Source organism: Amycolatopsis sp. cg9 (genome assembly GCF_041346945.1).
Lineage (GTDB): Bacteria > Actinomycetota > Actinomycetes > Mycobacteriales > Pseudonocardiaceae > Amycolatopsis.
Map to the genome: position 1 here is coordinate 9,897,489 of NZ_CP166850.1, position 19,524 is coordinate 9,917,012.

The following is a 19,524-nucleotide window of genomic DNA, read 5'->3' on the forward strand; positions in this document are numbered from 1 at the left end:
CCGTCAGGTGTGCCGCAGCGGCGGCACGGCCTCCAGGCCGAGCACGCGGGTCGCCACCCACGCCAGGGAATCCGCCGTGCGGGCCGGGGTGTCCGACGGCTGCATGACGTGGCTGAGGACGGCGCGCACCACCAGGTCGATCACCACGTCGACCTGGTCGTCGGCGAGCGGCAGCCGATAGGGCCGCACGCGCTCGGCGAGCACGACCTTCGCGCGGGCGAGCAGCGCGCCCGCGTCGGTGGTCAGCAGCGGCAGGAGCTCGGGGGCGGCACCGTGCGACGCCGAGACGATCGCCCGCAGCAGGACGTTGTCCTCGGCGAGCTCGAGCACCGAGCGGACGGCCTCGTAGAAGGCCTCGATGAGGTTGTCCGGGTGGTGCTCGAAGGCGGCGTCGACGACCGTGAGGAACCGGTCGAGTTCGTGCGCGACCATCGCTTCGGCCAGCGCGGCCTTGGAGCCGATCTCGTTGTACACGGTCTGGCGGCTGACGCCGACCAGCTCCGCCAGCCGGGCCATGGTGACCGACGGCCAGCCGGACCGCGCGGTCAGCTCGATCGCCGCGGTGATGATCGGCCGCCGGTGCTGACCACCTTCGGGCGGCGCCGGAGGTGCCCCGCTCATGATCGTCATTCTAGGCGGTCCCGGCGACGGCCAGCGCGTCAGCCCAGGGCGCGCGGGTGGCGATCCGCCTGCGGTGCTTCATGATCTCGCGCGGGCGGTCGACGGTGAGCGCGCCGACGAGCCGGTCGCCGCGGCGGTACAGCGTCGTGTCCCCGGCGGTCACGACCTCGTCGGCCACCGGCGTCCCGACGAACTGGATCCGGTGGCCGTACCAGTCGGACCAGAAGTACGGCACGGCTTCCAGCGGCCGCGCCGACGCCGGGTCGAGCGCGTGGCGAGCGGCGGCCGCACCCTGCTCGGCCGCGTTCGTCCAGTGCTCGGGCCGCAGGTGGCCGTCGAACAGCGGGTTCGCCACGTGCGCGACGTCGCCCGCCGCGTAGACGCCCGGCGGCCCGGCGGACAGGGTCGCGTCGCAGACCACGCCGCGGTCCCGCTCGTGCAGGCGCAGCCCGCTGCCCTCGAGCCAGCCGGTGGCCGGGACGGCGCCGATGCCGGCGACCACCAGGTCCGCGGGCAGGACTTCGCCACCGGCCAGGTGCACGCCGTCGCCGGTGACGCGCGTGACCTCGGCGCCGAGCCGCAGCTCGGTGCCGGCTTCGCGGTGCAGCCCGGCCAGCGCCACCCCGGCGGTCTCCCCGACCGCGCGGGCGAGCGGGACGGGGGCCGCTTCCACGATCGTCACCGGCAGGCCGCGGCCGCGGGCGGCGGACGCGACCTCCGAGCCGATGAACCCGGCGCCGATCACGACGGTCCGCGCGCCGCGATCGAGCCCTGCGCGCACCGCGACGGCGTCTTCGGCCGTGCGCAGCGCGCGGGTGCCCGGCAAGGTGCGGGCGGTGGCGCCGGTGGCGATGACCAGGGCGTCGTAGCGCACGGCTGCGCCCGCGACGGTCACTTCGCGCGAGCCGATGTCGAGTCCTTCGGCCGGCGCGCCCAGCAGCAGTTCGACGCCGAGGACGTCCCGGAGCACCTCCTCGGTGTGGAACGGCTCGACCGCCACCGGACCGTCCGCGGCGAGGAACGCCTTGGACAGCGGCGGCCGGTCGTAGGGCAGGTGTTCCTCGGCCCCGATCAGCACGATCCGGCCGCGGTACCCGGTGCGGCGGGCGGCTTCCACGGCACGCAGCCCCGCCAGCGACGCGCCCACGACGACGAGCGTCATGTCAGCTTCAAGGCCAGCACGGGGCAGGCGTCCACGGCGGCGGCGAGGTCCTGCCGGTGCTCCTCACCGGGCCGCTCGTCGAGCACGACGACCGTGCCGTCCTCGCCGACCTCGAAGAAGTCGGGGGCCATCGCTTCGCACATGCCGAGGCCGTCGCACTTGCCGCGGTCCGCTTCGATCCGCATCACGCACCCACCCGGCCCGGCGCGACGAAGTCGACCTTCTCGCGGACGCCGCAGTCGGGGCAGCACCAGGAGTCCGGGATCGCGGCCCACGGGGTGCCGGCCGGGAAACCTTCGCGCGGGTCGCCGAGCTGCTCGTCGTAGACGTACCCGCAGCCGGGGCACATCCCGCCCTCGGTCGCGTCGCCGCGGGTGTCCGTCGGTGCGGGCCCGGCGGCCGTGACGCGGGTTCCGTACCGGGCGAGGACCTTCTCGCGCTTCGACGGCTGAATGTTGGCGCGGGAGACGTCGCCGCCGAAGTGGGCGAGCACCCGCGGGTCCATCACCCGGCGCCACACCGGCGGGACGAGCGCCAGCACGATCATCCCGGCGTACCCGGTGGGCAGCACCGGCGACTCGGCGAAGTCGCGCAGGGTCTGGTACCGCCGCGTCGGGTTCGCGTGGTGGTCGCTGTGCCGCTGCAGGTGGTAGAGCAGGACGTTGGTGGCGATGTTGTTGGAGTTCCAGCTGTGGCTGGGATCCACCCGCTCGTAGCGCCGCTTCCCGGCCGCGCCGACCCGCTGCCGCAGCATGCCGTAGTGCTCCATGTAGTTGACGACCTCCAGCAGCGAAAACCCGACGACGGCCTGGATCACCAGGTACGGCAGGATCCCCACGCCGAGCCACGCGATCATCGCCGCCCACAGCACCGCGGACATCAGCCAGGCGTTGAGCACGTCGTTGCCGATGCGGAAGGGGTGCTTGTTTCGGCGGGCGTAGCGCTTGCGCTCCAGGCGCCACGCCGACTTCAGCGAACCGAAGACCGTGCGCGGCCAGAAGCGGTAGAAGCTCTCGCCGAGGCGGCTGCTCGCCGGGTCCTCCGGCGTCGCCACGCGGACGTGGTGGCCGCGGTTGTGCTCGATGTAGAAGTGCCCGTAGAAGCTTTGCGCCAGCGCGATCTTCGACAGCCAGCGCTCGTGGCTCTCCTTCTTGTGCCCCAGCTCGTGCGCGGTGTTGATGCCGATCCCGCCGATGCAGCCGATGGACACGGCCAGCCCGATCTTGTCCGCGACGGAGACGTCCCCGCGGGCGATGAGCCAGAACGCGGCGACGAAGCCGACGTACTGGACGGGCAGGAAGGCGAACGTGATCCAGCGGTAGTACCGGTCGTTCTCCAGCCGCTCGATGACGTCGTCGGGCGGGTTGCTCCGGTCCAGCCCGGCGAGCAGGTCGATCAGCGGGACGATCACCAGGATCACGACCGGGCCGATCCAGAACCACCCGCCCCAGCCGGTGGCCGCGTGCAGCCCGATGGCGAGGAACGCCAGGGACGGCACGACCAGGCCGATCAGCCACAGGTACCGCTTGCGGTCACGCCACAGTTCGGTCGAACCGGCGGGGACGGTTCCGGTCACTTCGCTCATCACGCCTCCTCGAGTGATTTACGAAACGATAGGTGATGTAAAGTCAGTTTGACAAGAGGGGCCTGTTTGTCAATCGAGCCTTGCCCGCACCGGTACCCTGGTGAGCGGGTGAGGAGCAGCGGCGGATGAACCGCGGCCGGTGGTCGTGCCGGACTTCCGGGGCAGGCAAGCGCTCGACGCGTGGCTGTCGGGCCACGACGCGGGCTTGACGCTGCAAGGACCGGATCCGGACAGCCCCCACCCGTTGCTGAACGGCTTGGTCGTGGCCCAGCTCCCCGCCGCGGGGACCCGGCTGGACCGGTGGGGCGCGGTGACCGTGTGGGTGGCCGGCGGCGGCGACCCCAGCGGAGTCCGTGAACCCCGGCGGCCACCGCCTCAGGTCCGGGAGGAACCCGGCTACGGCGAGCCCTGACCCGGCCCGACACGCCGGAACGGGCGCCTTGTGGTCAAGATCATCGAGTGCGACACCCCGTGACCGCGCCGACCCTCGCCGGGTGCGCCGGGGCAATACCCGTGCCCCTTCTTTCCCGCAACGCGGACTCCCCGTCCGGCGCATCGGACGAATTCACATTCACCCGTTCGGCCCAGCGTGCAAGGCGCGGAAAACCGTCGCGGGGCCGTTACCAGAGGAAATGGCGGTAACCGCGCCAATGCACTCGGTAAACACCGTTCGCGCCTTGCCGGACAACCGTCCGCCGACCGGGTCAGCACCACCGGCCCCCGGTGGTTCGTGGTAAAAAACGGACCCTGATCGATTCCGCGGCAACACGGAGGGTGAGGCGAAGACGGGTGACGGCGGCCGCTGTGTCCCATCGTCGTGTCCGCTTCCTCGTCCGGGTCCCCTTTCCTCGCCGACCGTCACTCAGGAGTTCGTGAACCGCCGTGCTGAACAAAGACGCCAAGGACGAGTCGGACAAGCCGTACGACAAGTCGATCCGCAAAAGGCTGACCAGGACCGTTCTCATTCCCAGCGTGACCCTGCTGGTGCTGTGGATCGCGGTCTCTTCGTACTTCCTCTTCAACGGCGTTTACGTGCGGCTGGTCGCCGCGTCGGTGCGCGAGGTGTCCATCCCCGCGGCCACCGCGCTGGCCGAGTTCCAGAAGGAACGCCAGAGCGCGCTGCAGTACCTGGACGACCCGGCGCTGGGCCCGGGCCGGCTGCAGGCGCAGCAGAAGGTCACCGACGAGAAGCTCGGCACGCTGCAGGACGCGTTCGCCGCGACGATCTCGACCGCCCCGGACGAGATCGCGTCCAAGGTCAACGCGCTGAAGTCCCAGTTCGACCAGCTGCCCGTGCTGCGCTCGCAGATCAGCTTCCGCAGCATCGACCGCGCGCAGGTCAACAGCTACTACAACGGCGTGATGGACACCGCGTCGAACCTGTTCGACACCCAGGCCCGCGTCGTGCCGGACGCCGAAGCCGCGACCGGCGGCATCACCGCGACCTCGGTCTTCCGCGCCGGTGACGCGATGTCGCGCGAGACGTCGCTCGTGTCGACGGCCTTCTCGGCCGGCACCTTCGCCCCCGACGACTTCGCCCAGTTCGCCCAGCTGTCCGGGACCTACCGCGCCCAGCTGGCGCAGGTCGAGCCGTTCCTCGACGCGACCGTCCGCGACCGGTACCGGGCGCTGACCAAGAGCACCGCCTGGCAGCAGCTGGCCACCGCCGAGCAGGCGATCGTCAAGCACGGCCCGTGGTCGCCGAGCGAGCAGAACTCCGTGCCGGTGTCCGAAACGGACTGGCTGAACGCGACCACCCAGGTCGCCCAGGGCCTCAACGACCTCGCGATCACCCAGGCGGACAAGGTTTCCGCGGCCGCGATCGACTCCGGTGACGCCCAGCTGCGCAACGTCATCATCGGGTCGATCCTGGCCCTGCTCGCCTCGCTGGCGGCGATCATCGTCGCGGTGCGGGTGTCCCGCTCGCTCGTCGACCGCGCGCTGATGACGCGCCTCGCGCGGCTGCGCAACGACTCGCTCGACCTCGCCCGCAACCGGCTGCCGAACATCGTGGAGCGGCTGAAGAACGGCGAGTCGGTGGACCTCAAGGAAGAACTGCCGCAGCTCGACCACGGCCGCGACGAGATCGGCCAGGTGGCGGAGGCGTTCAACACCGCCCAGCTGACCGCGGTCAACGCCGCGGCGAGCGAGGCGAAGGCCCGCAGCGGCGTGCACAACGTGTTCCTCGGCATCGCGCACCGCAACCAGGTCCTGGTCCACCAGCAGCTGCAGATCCTCGACGAGATGGAAGCGCGGGAGGACGACTCGACGCAGCTGGCGTCGCTGTTCCAGCTCGACCACCTCGCCGCCCGGGCGCGGCGCACCACCGAGAACCTGATCATCCTCGGCGGCAAGCAGCCCGGCCGCCGCTGGCGCAAGCCGGTCGCGCTGATGGAGGTCCTGCGCGCGGCCGTCTCGGAAACCGAGCAGTACGCGCGGGTCCAGGTGGAGCAGGTCGCCGACGTCGCCATCCTCGGCGCCGCGGTGGCCGACACCATCCACCTCATCGCCGAGCTCGTCGACAACGCGACGTCGTTCTCGCCGCCCGGTTCGCCGGTCGAGGTGACCAGCCGCATGGTCGCGCGCGGCGTCGTCGTCGACGTGTCGGACCAGGGTCTCGGCATGAAGGACGGCGTCCGCGAGTGGGCGAACTCGATGATGGCGGAGGCGCCCGAGTTCGACGCGATGGCGCTGCGGGCCGACTCGAGCCTCGGCCTGTTCGTGGTCGCGCGCCTGGCGGCCCGGCTCGGCATCACCGTCACCTTCGACCCGTCCCGCTACGGCGGCCTCCGCGCCACCGTCCTCATCCCGGTCCAGCACCTGGCGGGCCGGGACAACGCCGGGGCCGAAGAGCCCGGCAGCTCCCCGGCGGAAACGACCGCGGTCCTCGCCCCGGTGGGCGCCCCCGCCGCGCGGGCCGCAGAAAGCTCGCTCGGTTCGATGGACTCTCCCAGCTCGTTCACCGGCCAGATCCCGATGAAGCGAGAGACCAAGCCGAGGCCGTACCCGGCGCGGGCGCTCACCCCGCCCGACGCCCTGCCCTCCGTGCCGGCCGCGGTGCCGGAGCCGGAGCCGGCGCCCGCCGGGGAGCCCGCGGTCGCGCAGCGCCCGACCGACGACCGGCCCCGGCTGCCCCGGCGCGAGCCGCAGCAGAACCTCGTCGCCCAGCTCGAGGCCGAGCCGGACGACGGCGACGACGACGTCGTGGCGCCGGGCGAAGGCACCGCGCGCACGCTGGCGGCGTTCCACAAGGGCACCCGCCGCGGCCGCGGGCCGGACGAAGCGTAGTTCCCGACCACACAGGAAAGTCCACACAGGAAAGTCAGGGTCTGACGTCGAATGAACGAGTACGGGAACCCCAAACCCGATCTCAACTGGCTGCTCGACGACGTGGTGAGCCGCGTGGTCGGCGCGCAGAACGCGATCGTGCTCTCCGCCGACGGGCTGCTCATCGGCAAGTCGGCGGGCATGAGCAAGGACGACTCGGACCAGCTGTCGGCGATCGCCTCCAGCTTGCAGAGCCTCGCCAAGGGGGTGAGCAAGCAGTTCAACCGCGGCCCGGTGCTGCAGAACATGATCGAGATGGAGCGCGGCTACCTGTTCGTCTCGGCGGCGGGCCAGGGCGCCTGCCTCGCCGTGCTGGCCGCGGACAACGTCGACGTCGAGATGATCGCCTACGAGATGAGCCGGCTGGTGAAACGGGTCGGCGACTACATGGCGTCCGCGCCGCGTGAAGCGGCGCACGTCCTGCGGGAGGCCACGTGAGCTCGGACGACGGCTGGTACGACGAGGCCGCCGGGCCACTGGTCCGGCCGTACACGATCACGAGCGGCCGGACGCCGGCCGACACCGCGCGGCTGGACCTGTCCACGCAGGTGATGACGCTGCGGTCGGAGCAGGAGCCGGTCGGGCTGGGCCCGGAGCACGTGGCGATCGTGCAGCTGTGCCGCCACCCGGTTTCGATCGCCGAGATCGCCGTGTACGTGAAGATCCCGCTGGGGGTCGTGCGCGTGCTCGTCGGCGACCTGATCGAACGCGGCCTCGTGATCACGCGCTCCCCCACCCACCACCCGGCGCAGTCGCCGGACCTCGAAACACTCCAGGCGGTTCTCGATGGCCTCATCAAGTACTGACGGCACGGGGACCGACCTGGTCCCGACGCCGGTCAAGATCATCGTCGCCGGCGGGTTCGGCGCCGGGAAGACCACGATGGTCGGTTCGGTCAGCGAGATCCCGCCGCTGACGACCGAAGAGGTGCTCACCGAGGCGAGCGCCGGGATCGACGACCTGTCCGGCGTGGAGCGCAAGACCACCACGACGGTCGCGCTCGACTTCGGCCGGATCACCATCTCGCCGCGGCACGTGCTGTACCTGTTCGGGACGCCGGGGCAGGCGCGCTTCTGGTTCATGTGGGACGACCTGGCGCGCGGGGCGATCGGGACGGTCGTGCTGGTCGACACCCGGCGGCTGGAAACCAGCTTCGCCGCCATCGACTTCTTCGAGCGGCGGAAGATCCCGTTCGTCGTCGCGGTGAACTGCTTCGACAACGCGCCGCGCTACACCGCCGACGAGATCCGCGAGGCCCTCGTGGTCCCGGATCGAGTGCCGATCGTCATGTGTGACGCGCGTGACAGGGACTCCAGCAAGCTCGCGCTGATCCGGTTGGTGAAGCACGCGATGACGGTCGTGCCCGCCCGGGTCTGAGACCTGCGCGTTGTCCGTTTGTTGTCCGGTCCGGACTCGCCGGTGTCCGATGTGTCCCTCCGTGTCCACGGCGGACACCGGCTTACCCACATGGCGCAATTGGTTGCACCACCCGGGTGCAGCTTTTTAGTTGAGCAAGCATCCAACTGATAGCATCCGCTCGTGACCAGTCGCGTGCCGGACTTTCCTGAATATATAAGGGAAAACTATCCGGCACTGGGCCGTCTCTTCGGTGACTTTCTGTGCGGGCTTTGGTCTACTGCCTGTGAAGCGCTCGAGGTCCCGGTGGAACAGTCCGTCCGGACGACCAGGATGCTGCGCGCCGCGCTCCCCCGCTGGGCGCGCGAACGGATCGGGCTCGCGCCCGCCCACCCGTCCTACGTGGCGGACGACGGTTTCCCGGCCGAGATGTCGGTGAACTGGTCCGGCGGGCACCCCGAGCTGCGCGTGCTGTTCGACAGCCTCGGCCACGACGTCGTCTGGCCGGGGGACGCCGAGCCCGTCACCCGCCGGCTGGACCGCGTCCACGAGACGTTCACCCCGCGGGCGGGCCGCCCGTCCCCCGCGCCGGTGTGGCACTCGATCGCCTGGCGCCCGCCGTCGCGGGTCGTCCACAAGACCTACTTCGGGCTCTACGCGTGGCCGCACGCGCACCGCGAGGCCGCCGTCGCGGAGGCGATGGACCGGCTCGGCATGGGCGTGGCCTGGGACGACGCCCGCCGCCGCGTCGAAACCGTCGACGGGGAACGGGAAATCGAGTTCTTCGCGGTCGACCTGGCCGACGAAGCCGAAGCCAGGGTCAAGGTCTACTACCGCAACCACGAGGCCGGCCTCGCCGAGGTCAACGCCGTCGCTTCGGTGGCGCTGAGCCACGACGCGGCCGCCGCGGCGGCCGCGTACCGCACGCTGACCGGCGACCGGCCCGACGCCGGTGAAGCCGCCCTGAGCTGCCTGGCGTTCCGGTCCGGGGTGGACCGGGCCGCGGAGTCCACGACGTACCTGCGGCTGCCCGATCTCACGTCCAGTGACGAAGAAGCCGTTGAGCGCACGGCAGGACTGCTGCACCGCGAAGGCGTCGACCCGGGCCGGTTCCGCCTCCTCACCGCCGCGCTGGCGCCGGCGCCGCTCGCCGATACGCGCGTGCTGGAGCTGGTGAGCTACCGCACAGCGGGCCGCCGGGGCGACGTGACCACGTACTTCCGGTTCCCCGTCTACGACCGGGCGCTCGCGCCTGTTGATCTTGGCTAGCCGTCCCGGAAGGATGATCTCCCGCAGCACCACGGTAAGGAGCCGATCGTGACCCAGCAGGACGTCGAGCGCATCGCCCGTCACAACGAGCAGCGGCAACGGGAATACGAGTCCTCGGACCTGATCCGCCTGCTGACCGACGAGACCACGTCGGCCGAGACCAGGAAAGCGGTGCTCACGTACCTGCAGCCGTGGTCGAACGCCTTCCAGCGGATGATCAGCGCGCGGGTCAGCTTCGAGAGCGACCCGGAACTGCGGGCGCTCGCGCTGGAGCACCAGCAGGAAGAGGTCGGCCACGACAAGATCCTGGCCCGCAGCCGCGCGGAGGACCGGCAGCTGGTCTGGGACCCGGTCATCGAAATGGGCGCTTCGTGGTTCGTCGACCAGTTCGCGATCCTGCCCGGCGTGCAGCGCGCGGTCCTGGCGCACCTGGCCCTGGAGGCCGGCAGCCTCGTGTTCAGCCAGGCCGGCACGAAAGCGTTTCCCGAGGACGAGTACTTCGAGCTGCACGACGAAGCCGACGTCGAGCACCTCGAGATGGGGTACGAACTCCTGCGGCAGCGCGGGGACTGGACGGAGGACGCGGTGATCGCGGTCCTCGACCGGGCGTGGCAGGTGATCGGCGTGGTTTCCGACCGCATCGCCGAATGCGCCCGCCGCGATACGGTGGCGGCATGACCACACCTGAACCCGCCGACGCGGCCCGCGCGATCGCCGCCGAAGCCGCCGAGGCGTACCGGGAAGCGTTGGGAGAGCGCCTGATCGGCGCGTACCTGCTGGGCAGCCTGTCCTACGGCGGCTATTCCGCGGCGGCCAGCGACATCGACCTCGCTCTCGTGCTCACCGACGTCCCCGAGGACGACCAGGTCGCGCCGGTCACGGCGGCGCTGCAGGAGCGGAGTCCGCTGCACCGCAAGCTGTCGGTGTTCTGGGCCTCCCTCCCGGCCCTGCGCGAAGGCCGCGACGACGGCCGCTTCCCGGCGCAGGACCGCTTGCAGCTGGCCGACCACGGCGTGGTCCTCGTCGGTGAAGACGTCCTCGCCGAAGTGGCCCGGCCGGCCGCTTCGGAGATGTTGCTGGAGAGCGCCCGGTTCGCGATCGCGGTACTGGCGACCGACGAGGTGGCGGCCGAGTTCCGCGAGCCCCGCCGTCTGCTGGCCGACAAGGTGTGGTTCACGAAGGCGGTGCTGTTCCCGGTCAGGTTCCTGTACTCGGCAACGCTTCCGACCGGCCGCGCGGCCAACAACGACGAAGCGATCGAGTGGTTCCTGTCCCAGCCGGACACCCCGGCGGCCTCGCTGGTGAAGCTGGCGGAGCGGGTCCGCGCCGGCCACCCGCTGGAGGCGGCGGAGGCCCGGCCGGAACTGCTCGCGGGCCTGGTGCCGCTGTACCGCCACTACATCGAGGCGGAGACGAAGCGCCTGCGCGACACCGGCGCCCCCGCGGACGTCGTGACGGCGTTCGAAAACTGGGGCGACCGGCTGGGCTGAGGGCCGCCGGTGCCGTTCCCGGGGCACGGCACCGGTCCCCTCACGATTGCGGCGTCGGCACCTGCGGGTTCCGCGCCGCCCAAGCCGCCACCTGCGCACGCGAGTCGAACCCCAGCTTCCGCAGGATCCGGTTCACGTGCCCTTCCGCCGTGCGCCGGGAAATCACCAGCCGGTCCGCGATCTCCTGGTTGGACCGGCCCTCCGCGATCAGGAACGCGACTTCCCCTTCCCGGTCCGTCAACGGCGTCGGCCGCTCCGGGTCCGCTGCCTCGGGGCGGGGCGGGCCCAGGTCGCCCAGTGCGTAGGCGATCGCCTCCGGCAGGCCGAATTCGCGCCCGCGCCGGACCGCCGCTTCGAACGGCCCGTCCCCCAGCGCACGCCGGGTCCGTGTCTCGCATTCGCCGTGCGGGGCGCCGAAGTACCGCGAGCCGAACATCGGGAAGCCGACCGCCTGCCAGATCTGCTGGGCCGAGCCCAGCATGATCGCGGCCGGTTCCCAGCGTTCGCGCGCGGCTTCGGTCCACGCCAGCGCCTCGATCGCCAGGACGATGCCGAGCAGGTCGTGGAACGTGCTCTTCACGCGCAGGCAGTCCCGCCCGCGTTCGGCCGCCCGGTCGAGGTCGCCGCGCCCCAGTGCGACCAGGGCCTGCGCGTAGATCGCGTACGCGTGCGCCCACTGCTCGCCGTGGGCGACGCCGGTCGCGCACGCCTCTTCGCACAGGCGGCCCGCGCGGTCGAGGTCGCCCAGGAAGATGGACGCGATGGCCAGTTCGATGCCCGCCAGCATCACGTTGCTGTTGAGCTCGCCGAGCTGCCGGTAGCGGGCCTGCGCCTCTTCGAACAGCGCCTTCGCGTCGCCGACGTCGTCCCCGACCAGCAGGTTGCAGCCGAGCCGGTGCGTCGCGTACGCCAGCGCGACCTCGTCACCGGTCCGCCGCGCGTAGGCGCGGCACTCCTCCAGCATCGCCACGGCGGCCGCCCGGTCGCCCTGCAACGTCGCGACGTACCCGTTGACGCACAACGCTTTCGCTCGTTCCGCGTCGGGTTCGGCGAGGGCGAGGGCGCGGTCGAGCCAGTGGCGGCCCTCGCCGAACACCCCGCAGCCCGCCCAGTAGAACCAGAGCGTCGAGGCCAGCCGGAGGCCCGTCCCAAGCTCGCCCGGTTCCGTCAGGCTGTAGTCCAGCGCGGCCCGCAGGTTCGCGTGTTCCAGGCGGGTCCGCCGGAAGATGTCCGCCTGCTCCGGGCCGAACCACGCCCGCTCGCTCCGCTCGGCGACGTCGAGGTAGTGGTCCCGCATCCGCCGCAGCACCACCGCCGTCTCGCCGGACGCGGCCAGCTTGTCGCGGCCGAACTGCCGCAGCGGCTCCAGCAGCCGGAACCGCTGCCGGTCGCCGTCGGCCTCGCGGATCAGCACCGACTTCTCCACCAGCCCGGCGAGCCGGTTCCGCAGCTCGGCGGCGGGCAGCCCGTCGCCGGCGCAGACACGCTCGGCCGCCGCCAGGTCGAAGCCGCCTGCGAAGACCGACGCTCGCGCCCACAGGTGCCGTTCGGCCGGGCTGCACAACGCGAAGCTCCATTCGACGGCGGCCCGCAGCGTCTGGTGCCGCGGCTCACCGCCGCGCTTCACCGTGCCGGGCAACCCGAAGCAGTCGCCCAGCCCGGTTTCCAGCTCCGCCAGCGTCAGCACCCGCAGCCGGACGGCGGCCAGCTCGATCGCCAGCGGGATCCCGGCCAGCAGGCGGCAGATCGAGCCGACGCGCTCCTGGTTCTCCTCCGTGACCGCGAACTCCGGGTCGACCGCGGCCGCGCGCTCGGCGAACAGCGTCAGCGCCGGGTAGCGCAGCCACGCCCCGCCGGCCAGCGGGCGGCCCGGTTCCGGCACGGGCAGCGGCGGGACCGGCCACAGGTGCTCGCCGGCCAGCGCGAGCCGCTCCCGGCTGGTCGCGAGCAACCGGAGTCCCGGCGCGGCCCGCAGCAGGTCGTGGGCCAGCCCGGCGCAGGCGTCGAGGAGGTGCTCGCAGTTGTCCAGGACCACCAGCGTCCGGCGGTCCCGCAGGTGTTCGGCGAGCACGGCCGCCGGGCCCCGGCCGGTTTCGTCGTGCACGCCCAGCGCCTCGAGCACCGTGTGCGCCACGAGCGCCGGGTCCTGCAGCCCGGCGAGTTCGACCAGCCAGACACCGTCGGGGAACGCGCGGGACAGCCCGGCGGCGGTCTGCACGGCGAGCCGGGTCTTGCCGACCCCGCCCACCCCGGTCAGCGTGACCAGCCGCGCCCGCGTCAGCAGCTGCTTGACCTCGGCGACGTCGGCCTTGCGTCCCACGAAACTCGTGGTGTCCGCAGGCAGGTTGCCCCTCTCGCACCCGGTGCCGGCCTTGCCCACGTGTGAACCGTAGGGAGGCGTCACGGACCGGTCAATGCGAAGGCGCGGGCGTCCCTCGGAGGTTGCAACGCGGGGCCGTCAGGCGTCGGGGATCCCGTACAGCGTCGGCGCGTCCCCGCCGTGCATCGCGGCCAGGCTCGTCCGGCAGGCCTGGCGGACGTCGCGGTTCGCCGCCGAACCGGCCTGACCGCAGCGCGGGCAGAACAGGTGCACCGCCCCGGGCGGGGTTTCGTCGACGGCGACGTCGACCGGGCATTCGCAGCGGCGGCACCACCGGTGCCCGGTGGCGATCAGGACGTGCAGCGGATCGCCGACGCACTGGTGGGTCCAGCACCGGTGGACGTAGCAGGTGCTGCGGGTGTGCGGGCTGAGGCCGTGCTCCTCGGCGGTGTCCTCGGCGGCCAGGATCGCGGCCAGCCGCCGGTCGGGGAGGTCGGCGTAGCGGTCGCGGCCGCGGGCGGGCGAGGGGGCCGGCCGCGCCTCCGGGACGTCCGAGGGGGTGACGACCCGGAGGAGGGGACGCGGCCGGCCGTGCACCATGGGTTCCGAACCTCCTGCGGACTTCTGCGGCGCGTCCGAGACTGCTCCGGACGGCCGCGCGCCGCACCCGTACAAGTACCCGACTCCATACCTGTTCCGGATCACCGAACGCACCCGCGGGACTACCTCCCGCAGTCGCGGCGGTCGCCGGAGGCCCGCGTGGCGAGTAAGCTTCTGGGTCACTCAGGGGTGATGCCGGGAGCCGTCGTCATGACCAACTCCGAGTTCGACCTTCGCCGAGCGATCCCCGACCGGCCCGGTCCGCGGGACGTTGAGCAGCTGGAAGCGCAGACCAGGGCGTTGCGGTCGGTCGATTACCGCAGCGGCGGCGGCATGTGCCGTGACGCCGTGCTCGTCCGGATCCAGCGCGGACACGAGCTGCTCCGGGCGTCCGTGGCCGAGCCGGTGCGGACGCGGCTGTGCACCGCGGTGGCCGACCTGCACAACCTGGCCGCGTGGACGAGCTTCGACAGCGGGCACGTCGGGGCCGCGCACCACCACCTCGACCTGGCGCTGAGCCTGGCCGAGCACTGCGGGCAGGACGACCTGGCCGCCAACCTCCGCTACCGGCGCGGCCGGATCCACCTGCACCACGGGGCCGCGGACGAAGCGCTCGCCCAGTTCCAGCACGGCAGGCTGGCGGCGCGGCGATCCGGATCGGCGCTGGCGGCGAGCATCCTCAGCGCGAACCAGGCGTGGGCGTACGCCGAAAAGGGCGACGAGCAGCTCGCGCTCGACCTGCTCGACCGGGCCGGCGAAGAGTTCGAGGCGGCCGGCCCCGGCGAACCGCCGGACTGGGCGCGGTTCTTCACCGAGACCGACGTCTCCGCGATGGCCGGCACGGTGCACACCGAACTCGCCGTGCGCGTCCGCCCCCACCGCGCCCGGGCCGCGATCGCCGCGCTGACCCGCGCGGTCGGCCGCTACGACCAGGACATGGCCCGCAGCCGCTCCTTCTGCCTGGCGATGCTGGCCACCGACCACCTGATCGACGGCGAGCTGGAGCGCGGCGCGGAGATCGGCACCGAAGCGGTCGACACGGCCGAGACGCTGAAGTCCGTCCGCACCAAGGACCGCCTGCGGCCGCTCAAGCTGGAGGCGGAGAAGCACCGCGGCCACGCCGGCGTCCGCGCGCTGGCCGACCACATCACCGCGTTCGCGGTGAGCTCGACGCACGTCTGAGCGGCTCAGCGCAGGGTCAGCGGGGTTTCGGAGCCGACGCGGGTCAGCTTCTCCGGATTGCGCACGTAGTAGAGGCCGGCGATGCGCCCGCCCTCGACCCGCACGGCCATGACGCCGTCGAGCTCGCCGTCGAGGTGCAGGGTGAGGCCCGGGTTCCCGTTGACCACGGTGGCCTCGGTGGTGAGCGCGGCGTCGTTCTTGGCGATGCCGCCGAGGACCAGGCGCGCGAGCCGGTCGGCGCCGGTGATCGGCCGCGGCACGGCCTGCTTGACGCCGCCGCCGTCGCTCATCATGACGACGTCGGGGGCGAGGACGTCGAGGAGTCCTTGCAGGTCCCGGCTTTCCAGCGCGCGCTGGAACGACTCCAGCACCGCCCGGGTTTCGCGCGCGGTGACGGTCTCGCGCGGGCGCCGGGCGTCGACGTGCCGCCGCGCGCGGTGCGCGATCTGCCGGACGGCGGCGGGGGTCTTGCCGACGGCGGCCGCGATCTCGTCGTACCCGAAGTCGAAGACCTCGCGCAGCACGAAGACGGCGCGTTCGGTCGGCGCGAGCGTTTCGAGGACGAGCATGAGCGCCATCGAAACGCTCTCGGCGAGCTCGACGTCCTCGGCGACGTCCGGCGTGGTGAGCAGCGGTTCCGGGAGCCAGGGGCCGACGTAGGCCTCCTTGCGGCGCTTCATGGTGCGCAGCCGGTTGAGCGCCAGGCGGGTGGTGATCCGGACCAGGTAGGCGCGTTCGTCGCGCACCCCGGCCGGGTCGACGTCCGCCCACCGCAGCCAGGTTTCCTGCAGCACGTCCTCGGCGTCGGCCGCGGACCCGAGCATCTCGTAGGCGACGGTGAACAGCAGGTTCCGGTGGGCGACGAAGGTGTCGGTGGCGTTCATGGTCGGCTCCTTTCCCGGCCGCGGTCAGACCGCGAACCGCCCCCAGGCGACGAACACGGCCACGGCGAGGTACGCGACGTTCAGGACCACCAGGTTCGCGCTGCCGTGCCGGACGTGGGTGATCATCGCACCGATCATCAGCAGCACCCAGCAGACGGCGGTCACCGGCACGAGCACGGGCGCGATCCCGGTCAGCGCGGGCAGCACCAGCCCGGCGGCGGCGAGCAGTTCGAGCACCCCGAGCCCCTTGACGAACCCGGGCTTGGCCGCGGCGGTCCACTCCCCGCCCGGCGCGGCGGCCAGCTTCTCCCTGGGCACGAAGGCTTTGCTGACACCCCCGGCGAGCGCGACGAGCGCGAGCGTGCCGGCGGCGATCCACAGCGCCAGGTTCATGGCGGTCTCCTTCTGTCGGTTCGGCCTCAAGACACCGCGCGGAGGTCGGCTGTGACAGCGCATGACCTGGATCACTTGCTCTCTGTACCTACTAGTATGTACGGTGCTCGGCATGCAGATCCGCCACACCCCCGCGGCTGCGGCCGCCCCCGCCCACGCGGTCACCGGCAGCGCGTGGATCACGCCACTGGCCACCCCCGAAGGCGCGTCGCGCACGCAGGTCGACCGGGTGCACTTCGCCCCGGGCGCCCGCACCCGCTGGCACCGCCACCCGCTCGGCCAGGTCCTGGTCGTGACGGAGGGAATGGGCCACGTCCAGAGCCGGGGCACCCCGCCCCGGCTGATCCGCCCGGGCGACACGGTCCGCGTGGCACCGGGCGAGTGGCACTGGCACGGCGCCACCGACACGACGCCGTTGACCCACCTGGCGATCGAGGAACTCCCGGCGGACGGCACGCCGACGGAACTCGGCTCGATCCCGGAACTCGACGAGCTACCCGTGGCGACCCGCGCCCTGGTGCTGGAGCAGCACCTCCCGGCACCCCGCGTGATCGACCACTTCGAGATCCGCCGCATCTCGATCGCCCCCGGCGGCGGAACCGGGTTGCACGTCCACAACGGACCGGTGTTCGGCAGCATCGAAAAAGGTTCGGCGGTGTACCAGATCGAGGGCGAACCCCCGGTGCTGCTGAGCCGCGGTGACGTCTTCTACGAGCCCGAGGCGACGCGGATCGCGCGGTTCGACGCCCAGGGCGAGGGGGTCACGTTCGTGGCCCACTTCCCCGCCGGCCCCGGCGAAACCCCGCGACTGGACCAGGTCACCCCTTGATCGGCAGGTAGGCGGCGACGTCGGCGAGCGCGTCCAGGGTGCCGCGGTCGCCACCCGCACCACCGGATCACCGCGGCATCACGATCGTCGGAGCTGCCCGGCCGCGGACTCCTCGCCCGGCGCACAACACGCGCAACCGTCCTCTTCGGACTCCATACGGATGGGAACCCGTTGGATCGCCACAGGTCCGGGGGCGGTCTCGCCGCGCAGCGGGCGCAGCCGTCCGGCCCGGACGCCGTTGCCGATGACGAACACCTCGGCCAGCTCGTGCACGAACACCACCGTGGCCAGGCTCAGCACACCGAACGCCGCCAGCGGCACCAGGGTCAGCACGATCGCGGCGGACAGGCCGATGTTCTGCAGCATGATCCCGCGCGCCCGGCGGGCGTGGCGCAGCGCTTGGGGCAGGTGGCGCAGGTCGGTGCCCATCAGCGCGACGTCGGCGGTCTCGATGGCGACGTCGCTGCCCATCGCCCCCATCGCGATGCCGACGTCGGCGGTCGCGAGCGCCGGGGCGTCGTTGACGCCGTCACCGACCATCGCGACCGCGCCTCGGCGGCCCTGCATGCTCCGCACGAGGCCGGCCTTGTCCGTGGGCTTGAGCCCGGCGTGGACCTGCCCGATCCCGGCCTGGGCCGCCAGCGCGGCGGCGGTGCGGGCGTTGTCGCCGGTCAGCATGGCGACCTCGACGCCCGCGGCCCGCAGCTCGGTCACGACCTCGGCGGCTTCCGGGCGCAGCTCGTCCCGGATCCCGACCACCCCGAGCACGGTGCCGCCGCGCTCGACGACGGCGACCGTCGTCCCGCTCTCTTCCAGCCGGGAAACCGCGTCACCCAGCGGTCCCGCGCTGATCCAGGTCGGGTTGCCCAGTCGCGCCGGGGTGCCGCCGACGATCCCTTCGAGGCCGGCTCCCGGGACCGTGACGACCGATTCGGCCGCGGCCGGCGGCCCGGCGGCGGCGAGGATGGCCGCGGCCAGCGGGTGTTCGCTCCGCGCCTCGAGCGCCGCGGCGACCTCGAGAACACTGTCGCCGGTGACGCCGTCGGCGGGCACGACCTCGGTGACCACCGGGCGGTTGCGGGTCAGCGTGCCGGTCTTGTCCAGCGCGACGACCCGGACGGCGCCCAGGGTCTCCAGCGCGGCGCCGCCCTTGACCAGCACGCCGAAGCGGCTCGCCGCGCCGACGGCCGCGATCACGGTCACCGGGACCGAGATCGCCATCGCGCACGGAGCGGCCGCGACCAGCACGACCAGCGCCCGCTCGAGCCAGGTGACCGGATCGCCGACCAGCGCGCCGAGCCCGGCGACCAGCACGGCCAGCACCATGACCGCGGGGACCAGCGGACGGGCGATCCGGTCGGCCAGCCGCTGCCGGTCCCCCTTCCGCCGCTGGGCGTCCTCGACCACCCGGACGACCTTCGCCAGCGAGTTGCCGTCGACCGTCGCGGTCGCCTCGACCGTGAGCACGCCGGTACCGTTGATCGCGCCCGCGTACACCCCGGCGCCCGGGCCGGTCTCCACCGGGACCGACTCGCCGGTGATCGCCGAGGTGTCCACAGCGGACCGTCCACTCAGGACAATTCCGTCGCTCGCGATCCGTTCCCCGGCGCGGATCAGCATGCGGTCGCCGATGCGCAGGTCCGCCGGCGCGATCGTCGACTCGCGGCCGCCGCGCACGACGCGGACCTCGTCGGGCACGAGGGCGAGCAGTGCTCGCAGGCCACGGCGGGTGCGCGCCAGCGAGTAGTCCTCGAGGGCCTCGCTGATCGAGAACAGGAAAGCCAGCATCGCCGCTTCGGCGAACTGGCCGAGCACCAACGCCCCCACGAGCGCGATCGTCATCAGGGTGCCGACGCCGACCCGGCGCTGGGCCAGGGCGCGCAGGGTGCCGGGCACGAACGTCCAGCCACCGGCCGCCGCGGCGGCCAGGAGCAGGCCGACCTCGCCGGGTCGCCAGTCCAGCCGGCCGGCGGCGAGTCCGCCGGCCAGCAGGATGCCCGCGATGCCGGCCAGGCGGATCTCGGGGACCTGCCAGAACCGCTGCCGGGCTTCGGGCGGGCCGGCCTCGTCGTGGTCGTCGCCGGGCCCGCAGCACGCGTCGCTCATGCCGGACCCGCCACCGGCGCGGCGACCGTCGCCAGCACCCGTCGTCCCGCGTCCGCGAGCCGGTACATCACCAGCTTCCCGTCCCGGCGCGAGGTCACCAGCCCGGCCGAGCGCAGCTGCCGCAGGTGGTGGGAGACGAGCCCCTGCGACGACCCGACGATCCACGCCAGGTCGCACACGCACAGCTCGTCGCCCACCGACAGGGCGTGCGCGATCCGCAGCCGCGTCGGGTCGCCGAGGGCGCGCAGCACTTCCGCGCGCGCCCGCAGCGCGTCGTCGCCGGGAAGCGCGACGCGGAGGGCCTCGGCGTGGTCTAGGTCCAGGCACAGCAGCTCACACCGATCGTCGCTCACCACTTCAATCTAACGTCCGTTGATATGTTGAGGCAACGGTGGGCCGC

General features: G+C 72.5%; 20 protein-coding genes. 10 read left to right on the forward strand and 10 right to left on the reverse strand.

All coding sequences use genetic code 11. The features are described from left to right. Window positions 1-3: 3 nt before the first annotated feature. The 4 genes from AB5J73_RS45500 to AB5J73_RS45515 are packed head-to-tail and all read right to left on the reverse strand — an operon-like array spanning window position 4 to window position 3,368. A complete protein-coding gene (locus AB5J73_RS45500; protein WP_370965925.1) occupies window positions 4-630 on the reverse strand; it encodes a TetR family transcriptional regulator in 627 nt (208 codons plus the stop codon). Between the two features lies 1 nt (window position 631). Further along, window positions 632-1,783, reverse strand: coding sequence for an NAD(P)/FAD-dependent oxidoreductase (locus AB5J73_RS45505; RefSeq protein ID WP_370965927.1), 1,152 nt, complete (start codon window positions 1,781-1,783; stop codon window positions 632-634). Continuing rightward, window positions 1,780-1,968 carry a ferredoxin gene (locus AB5J73_RS45510; protein WP_290056122.1) on the reverse strand — a complete coding sequence of 63 codons (189 nt, stop codon included), beginning with the start codon at window positions 1,966-1,968 and terminating at the stop codon, window positions 1,780-1,782. The genes AB5J73_RS45505 and AB5J73_RS45510 overlap by 4 nt, the downstream gene beginning before the upstream one ends. After that, the gene (locus tag AB5J73_RS45515; protein WP_370965929.1) at window positions 1,968-3,368 is read right to left on the reverse strand and encodes a fatty acid desaturase; all 1,401 of its coding nucleotides are present in this window, start codon (window positions 3,366-3,368) and stop codon (window positions 1,968-1,970) included. Before AB5J73_RS45515 ends, AB5J73_RS45510 begins: the two co-directional genes overlap by 1 nt. A 145-nt stretch (window positions 3,369-3,513) precedes the next feature. Here AB5J73_RS45515 and AB5J73_RS45520 point away from each other — a divergent pair, with 145 nt between their 5' ends. From AB5J73_RS45520 to AB5J73_RS45555, 8 genes are all read left to right on the forward strand, one after another. Then, window positions 3,514-3,780, forward strand: a complete 267-nt coding sequence (locus AB5J73_RS45520; RefSeq protein WP_370965931.1) for a PASTA domain-containing protein — start codon at window positions 3,514-3,516, stop codon at window positions 3,778-3,780. A gap of 470 nt (window positions 3,781-4,250) precedes the next feature. Then, window positions 4,251-6,656: a nitrate- and nitrite sensing domain-containing protein gene (locus tag AB5J73_RS45525; RefSeq protein WP_370965933.1), complete on the forward strand. Its 2,406-nt coding sequence runs from the start codon at window positions 4,251-4,253 to the stop codon at window positions 6,654-6,656. 51 nt (window positions 6,657-6,707) lie between these two features. Continuing rightward, window positions 6,708-7,133: a roadblock/LC7 domain-containing protein gene (locus AB5J73_RS45530; protein WP_086861080.1), complete on the forward strand. Its 426-nt coding sequence runs from the start codon at window positions 6,708-6,710 to the stop codon at window positions 7,131-7,133. Continuing rightward, entirely contained in the window at window positions 7,130-7,501 is a 372-nt protein-coding gene (locus AB5J73_RS45535; RefSeq protein ID WP_370965935.1) for a DUF742 domain-containing protein, read from the forward strand. Before AB5J73_RS45530 ends, AB5J73_RS45535 begins: the two co-directional genes overlap by 4 nt. Further along, complete coding sequence (locus tag AB5J73_RS45540; RefSeq protein ID WP_191984406.1) at window positions 7,482-8,072, forward strand: ATP/GTP-binding protein; 591 nt, start codon at window positions 7,482-7,484, stop codon at window positions 8,070-8,072. The genes AB5J73_RS45535 and AB5J73_RS45540 overlap by 20 nt, the downstream gene beginning before the upstream one ends. A gap of 285 nt (window positions 8,073-8,357) precedes the next feature. After that, window positions 8,358-9,320 carry a hypothetical protein gene (locus AB5J73_RS45545; RefSeq protein ID WP_370965937.1) on the forward strand — a complete coding sequence of 321 codons (963 nt, stop codon included), beginning with the start codon at window positions 8,358-8,360 and terminating at the stop codon, window positions 9,318-9,320. Between the two features lie 48 nt (window positions 9,321-9,368). Further along, window positions 9,369-9,998 (forward strand): hypothetical protein, encoded by a 630-nt coding sequence (locus AB5J73_RS45550; RefSeq protein ID WP_370965939.1) that lies wholly within the window; start codon window positions 9,369-9,371, stop codon window positions 9,996-9,998. Next, window positions 9,995-10,810 carry a hypothetical protein gene (locus AB5J73_RS45555; protein WP_370965941.1) on the forward strand — a complete coding sequence of 272 codons (816 nt, stop codon included), beginning with the start codon at window positions 9,995-9,997 and terminating at the stop codon, window positions 10,808-10,810. Before AB5J73_RS45550 ends, AB5J73_RS45555 begins: the two co-directional genes overlap by 4 nt. A 40-nt stretch (window positions 10,811-10,850) precedes the next feature. Here AB5J73_RS45555 and AB5J73_RS45560 read toward each other — a convergent pair whose 3' ends face one another. Together AB5J73_RS45560 and AB5J73_RS45565 are read right to left on the reverse strand one after the other, a co-directional pair. Next, on the reverse strand, window positions 10,851-13,130 hold the full coding sequence (locus tag AB5J73_RS45560; RefSeq protein ID WP_370965943.1) for a LuxR C-terminal-related transcriptional regulator: 2,280 nt from the start codon (window positions 13,128-13,130) through the stop codon (window positions 10,851-10,853). A gap of 138 nt (window positions 13,131-13,268) precedes the next feature. Continuing rightward, complete coding sequence (locus AB5J73_RS45565) at window positions 13,269-13,730, reverse strand: hypothetical protein (protein WP_370965945.1); 462 nt, start codon at window positions 13,728-13,730, stop codon at window positions 13,269-13,271. Between the two features lie 210 nt (window positions 13,731-13,940). Between AB5J73_RS45565 and AB5J73_RS45570 the strand changes: the two genes are divergently transcribed. Next, window positions 13,941-14,912, forward strand: a complete 972-nt coding sequence (locus AB5J73_RS45570) for a tol-pal system YbgF family protein (RefSeq protein ID WP_370965947.1) — start codon at window positions 13,941-13,943, stop codon at window positions 14,910-14,912. A gap of 5 nt (window positions 14,913-14,917) precedes the next feature. Here the strand turns inward: AB5J73_RS45570 and AB5J73_RS45575 are convergent, their stop codons facing one another. Both AB5J73_RS45575 and AB5J73_RS45580 read right to left on the reverse strand, forming a co-directional pair. Continuing rightward, window positions 14,918-15,796: an RNA polymerase sigma-70 factor gene (locus AB5J73_RS45575; protein WP_370965949.1), complete on the reverse strand. Its 879-nt coding sequence runs from the start codon at window positions 15,794-15,796 to the stop codon at window positions 14,918-14,920. 24 nt (window positions 15,797-15,820) lie between these two features. Next, the gene (locus tag AB5J73_RS45580; protein WP_370965951.1) at window positions 15,821-16,189 is read right to left on the reverse strand and encodes a DoxX family protein; all 369 of its coding nucleotides are present in this window, start codon (window positions 16,187-16,189) and stop codon (window positions 15,821-15,823) included. 112 nt (window positions 16,190-16,301) lie between these two features. On the opposite strand from AB5J73_RS45580, the gene AB5J73_RS45585 reads away from it, so the two are divergent. After that, entirely contained in the window at window positions 16,302-17,018 is a 717-nt protein-coding gene (locus AB5J73_RS45585) for a cupin domain-containing protein (RefSeq protein WP_370965954.1), read from the forward strand. Between the two features lie 78 nt (window positions 17,019-17,096). Here the strand turns inward: AB5J73_RS45585 and AB5J73_RS45590 are convergent, their stop codons facing one another. Both AB5J73_RS45590 and AB5J73_RS45595 read right to left on the reverse strand, forming a co-directional pair. Next, complete coding sequence (locus AB5J73_RS45590) at window positions 17,097-19,124, reverse strand: heavy metal translocating P-type ATPase (protein ID WP_370965957.1); 2,028 nt, start codon at window positions 19,122-19,124, stop codon at window positions 17,097-17,099. After that, a complete protein-coding gene (locus AB5J73_RS45595; protein WP_370965961.1) occupies window positions 19,121-19,477 on the reverse strand; it encodes an ArsR/SmtB family transcription factor in 357 nt (118 codons plus the stop codon). The genes AB5J73_RS45590 and AB5J73_RS45595 overlap by 4 nt, the downstream gene beginning before the upstream one ends. Window positions 19,478-19,524: the final 47 nt, after the last annotated feature.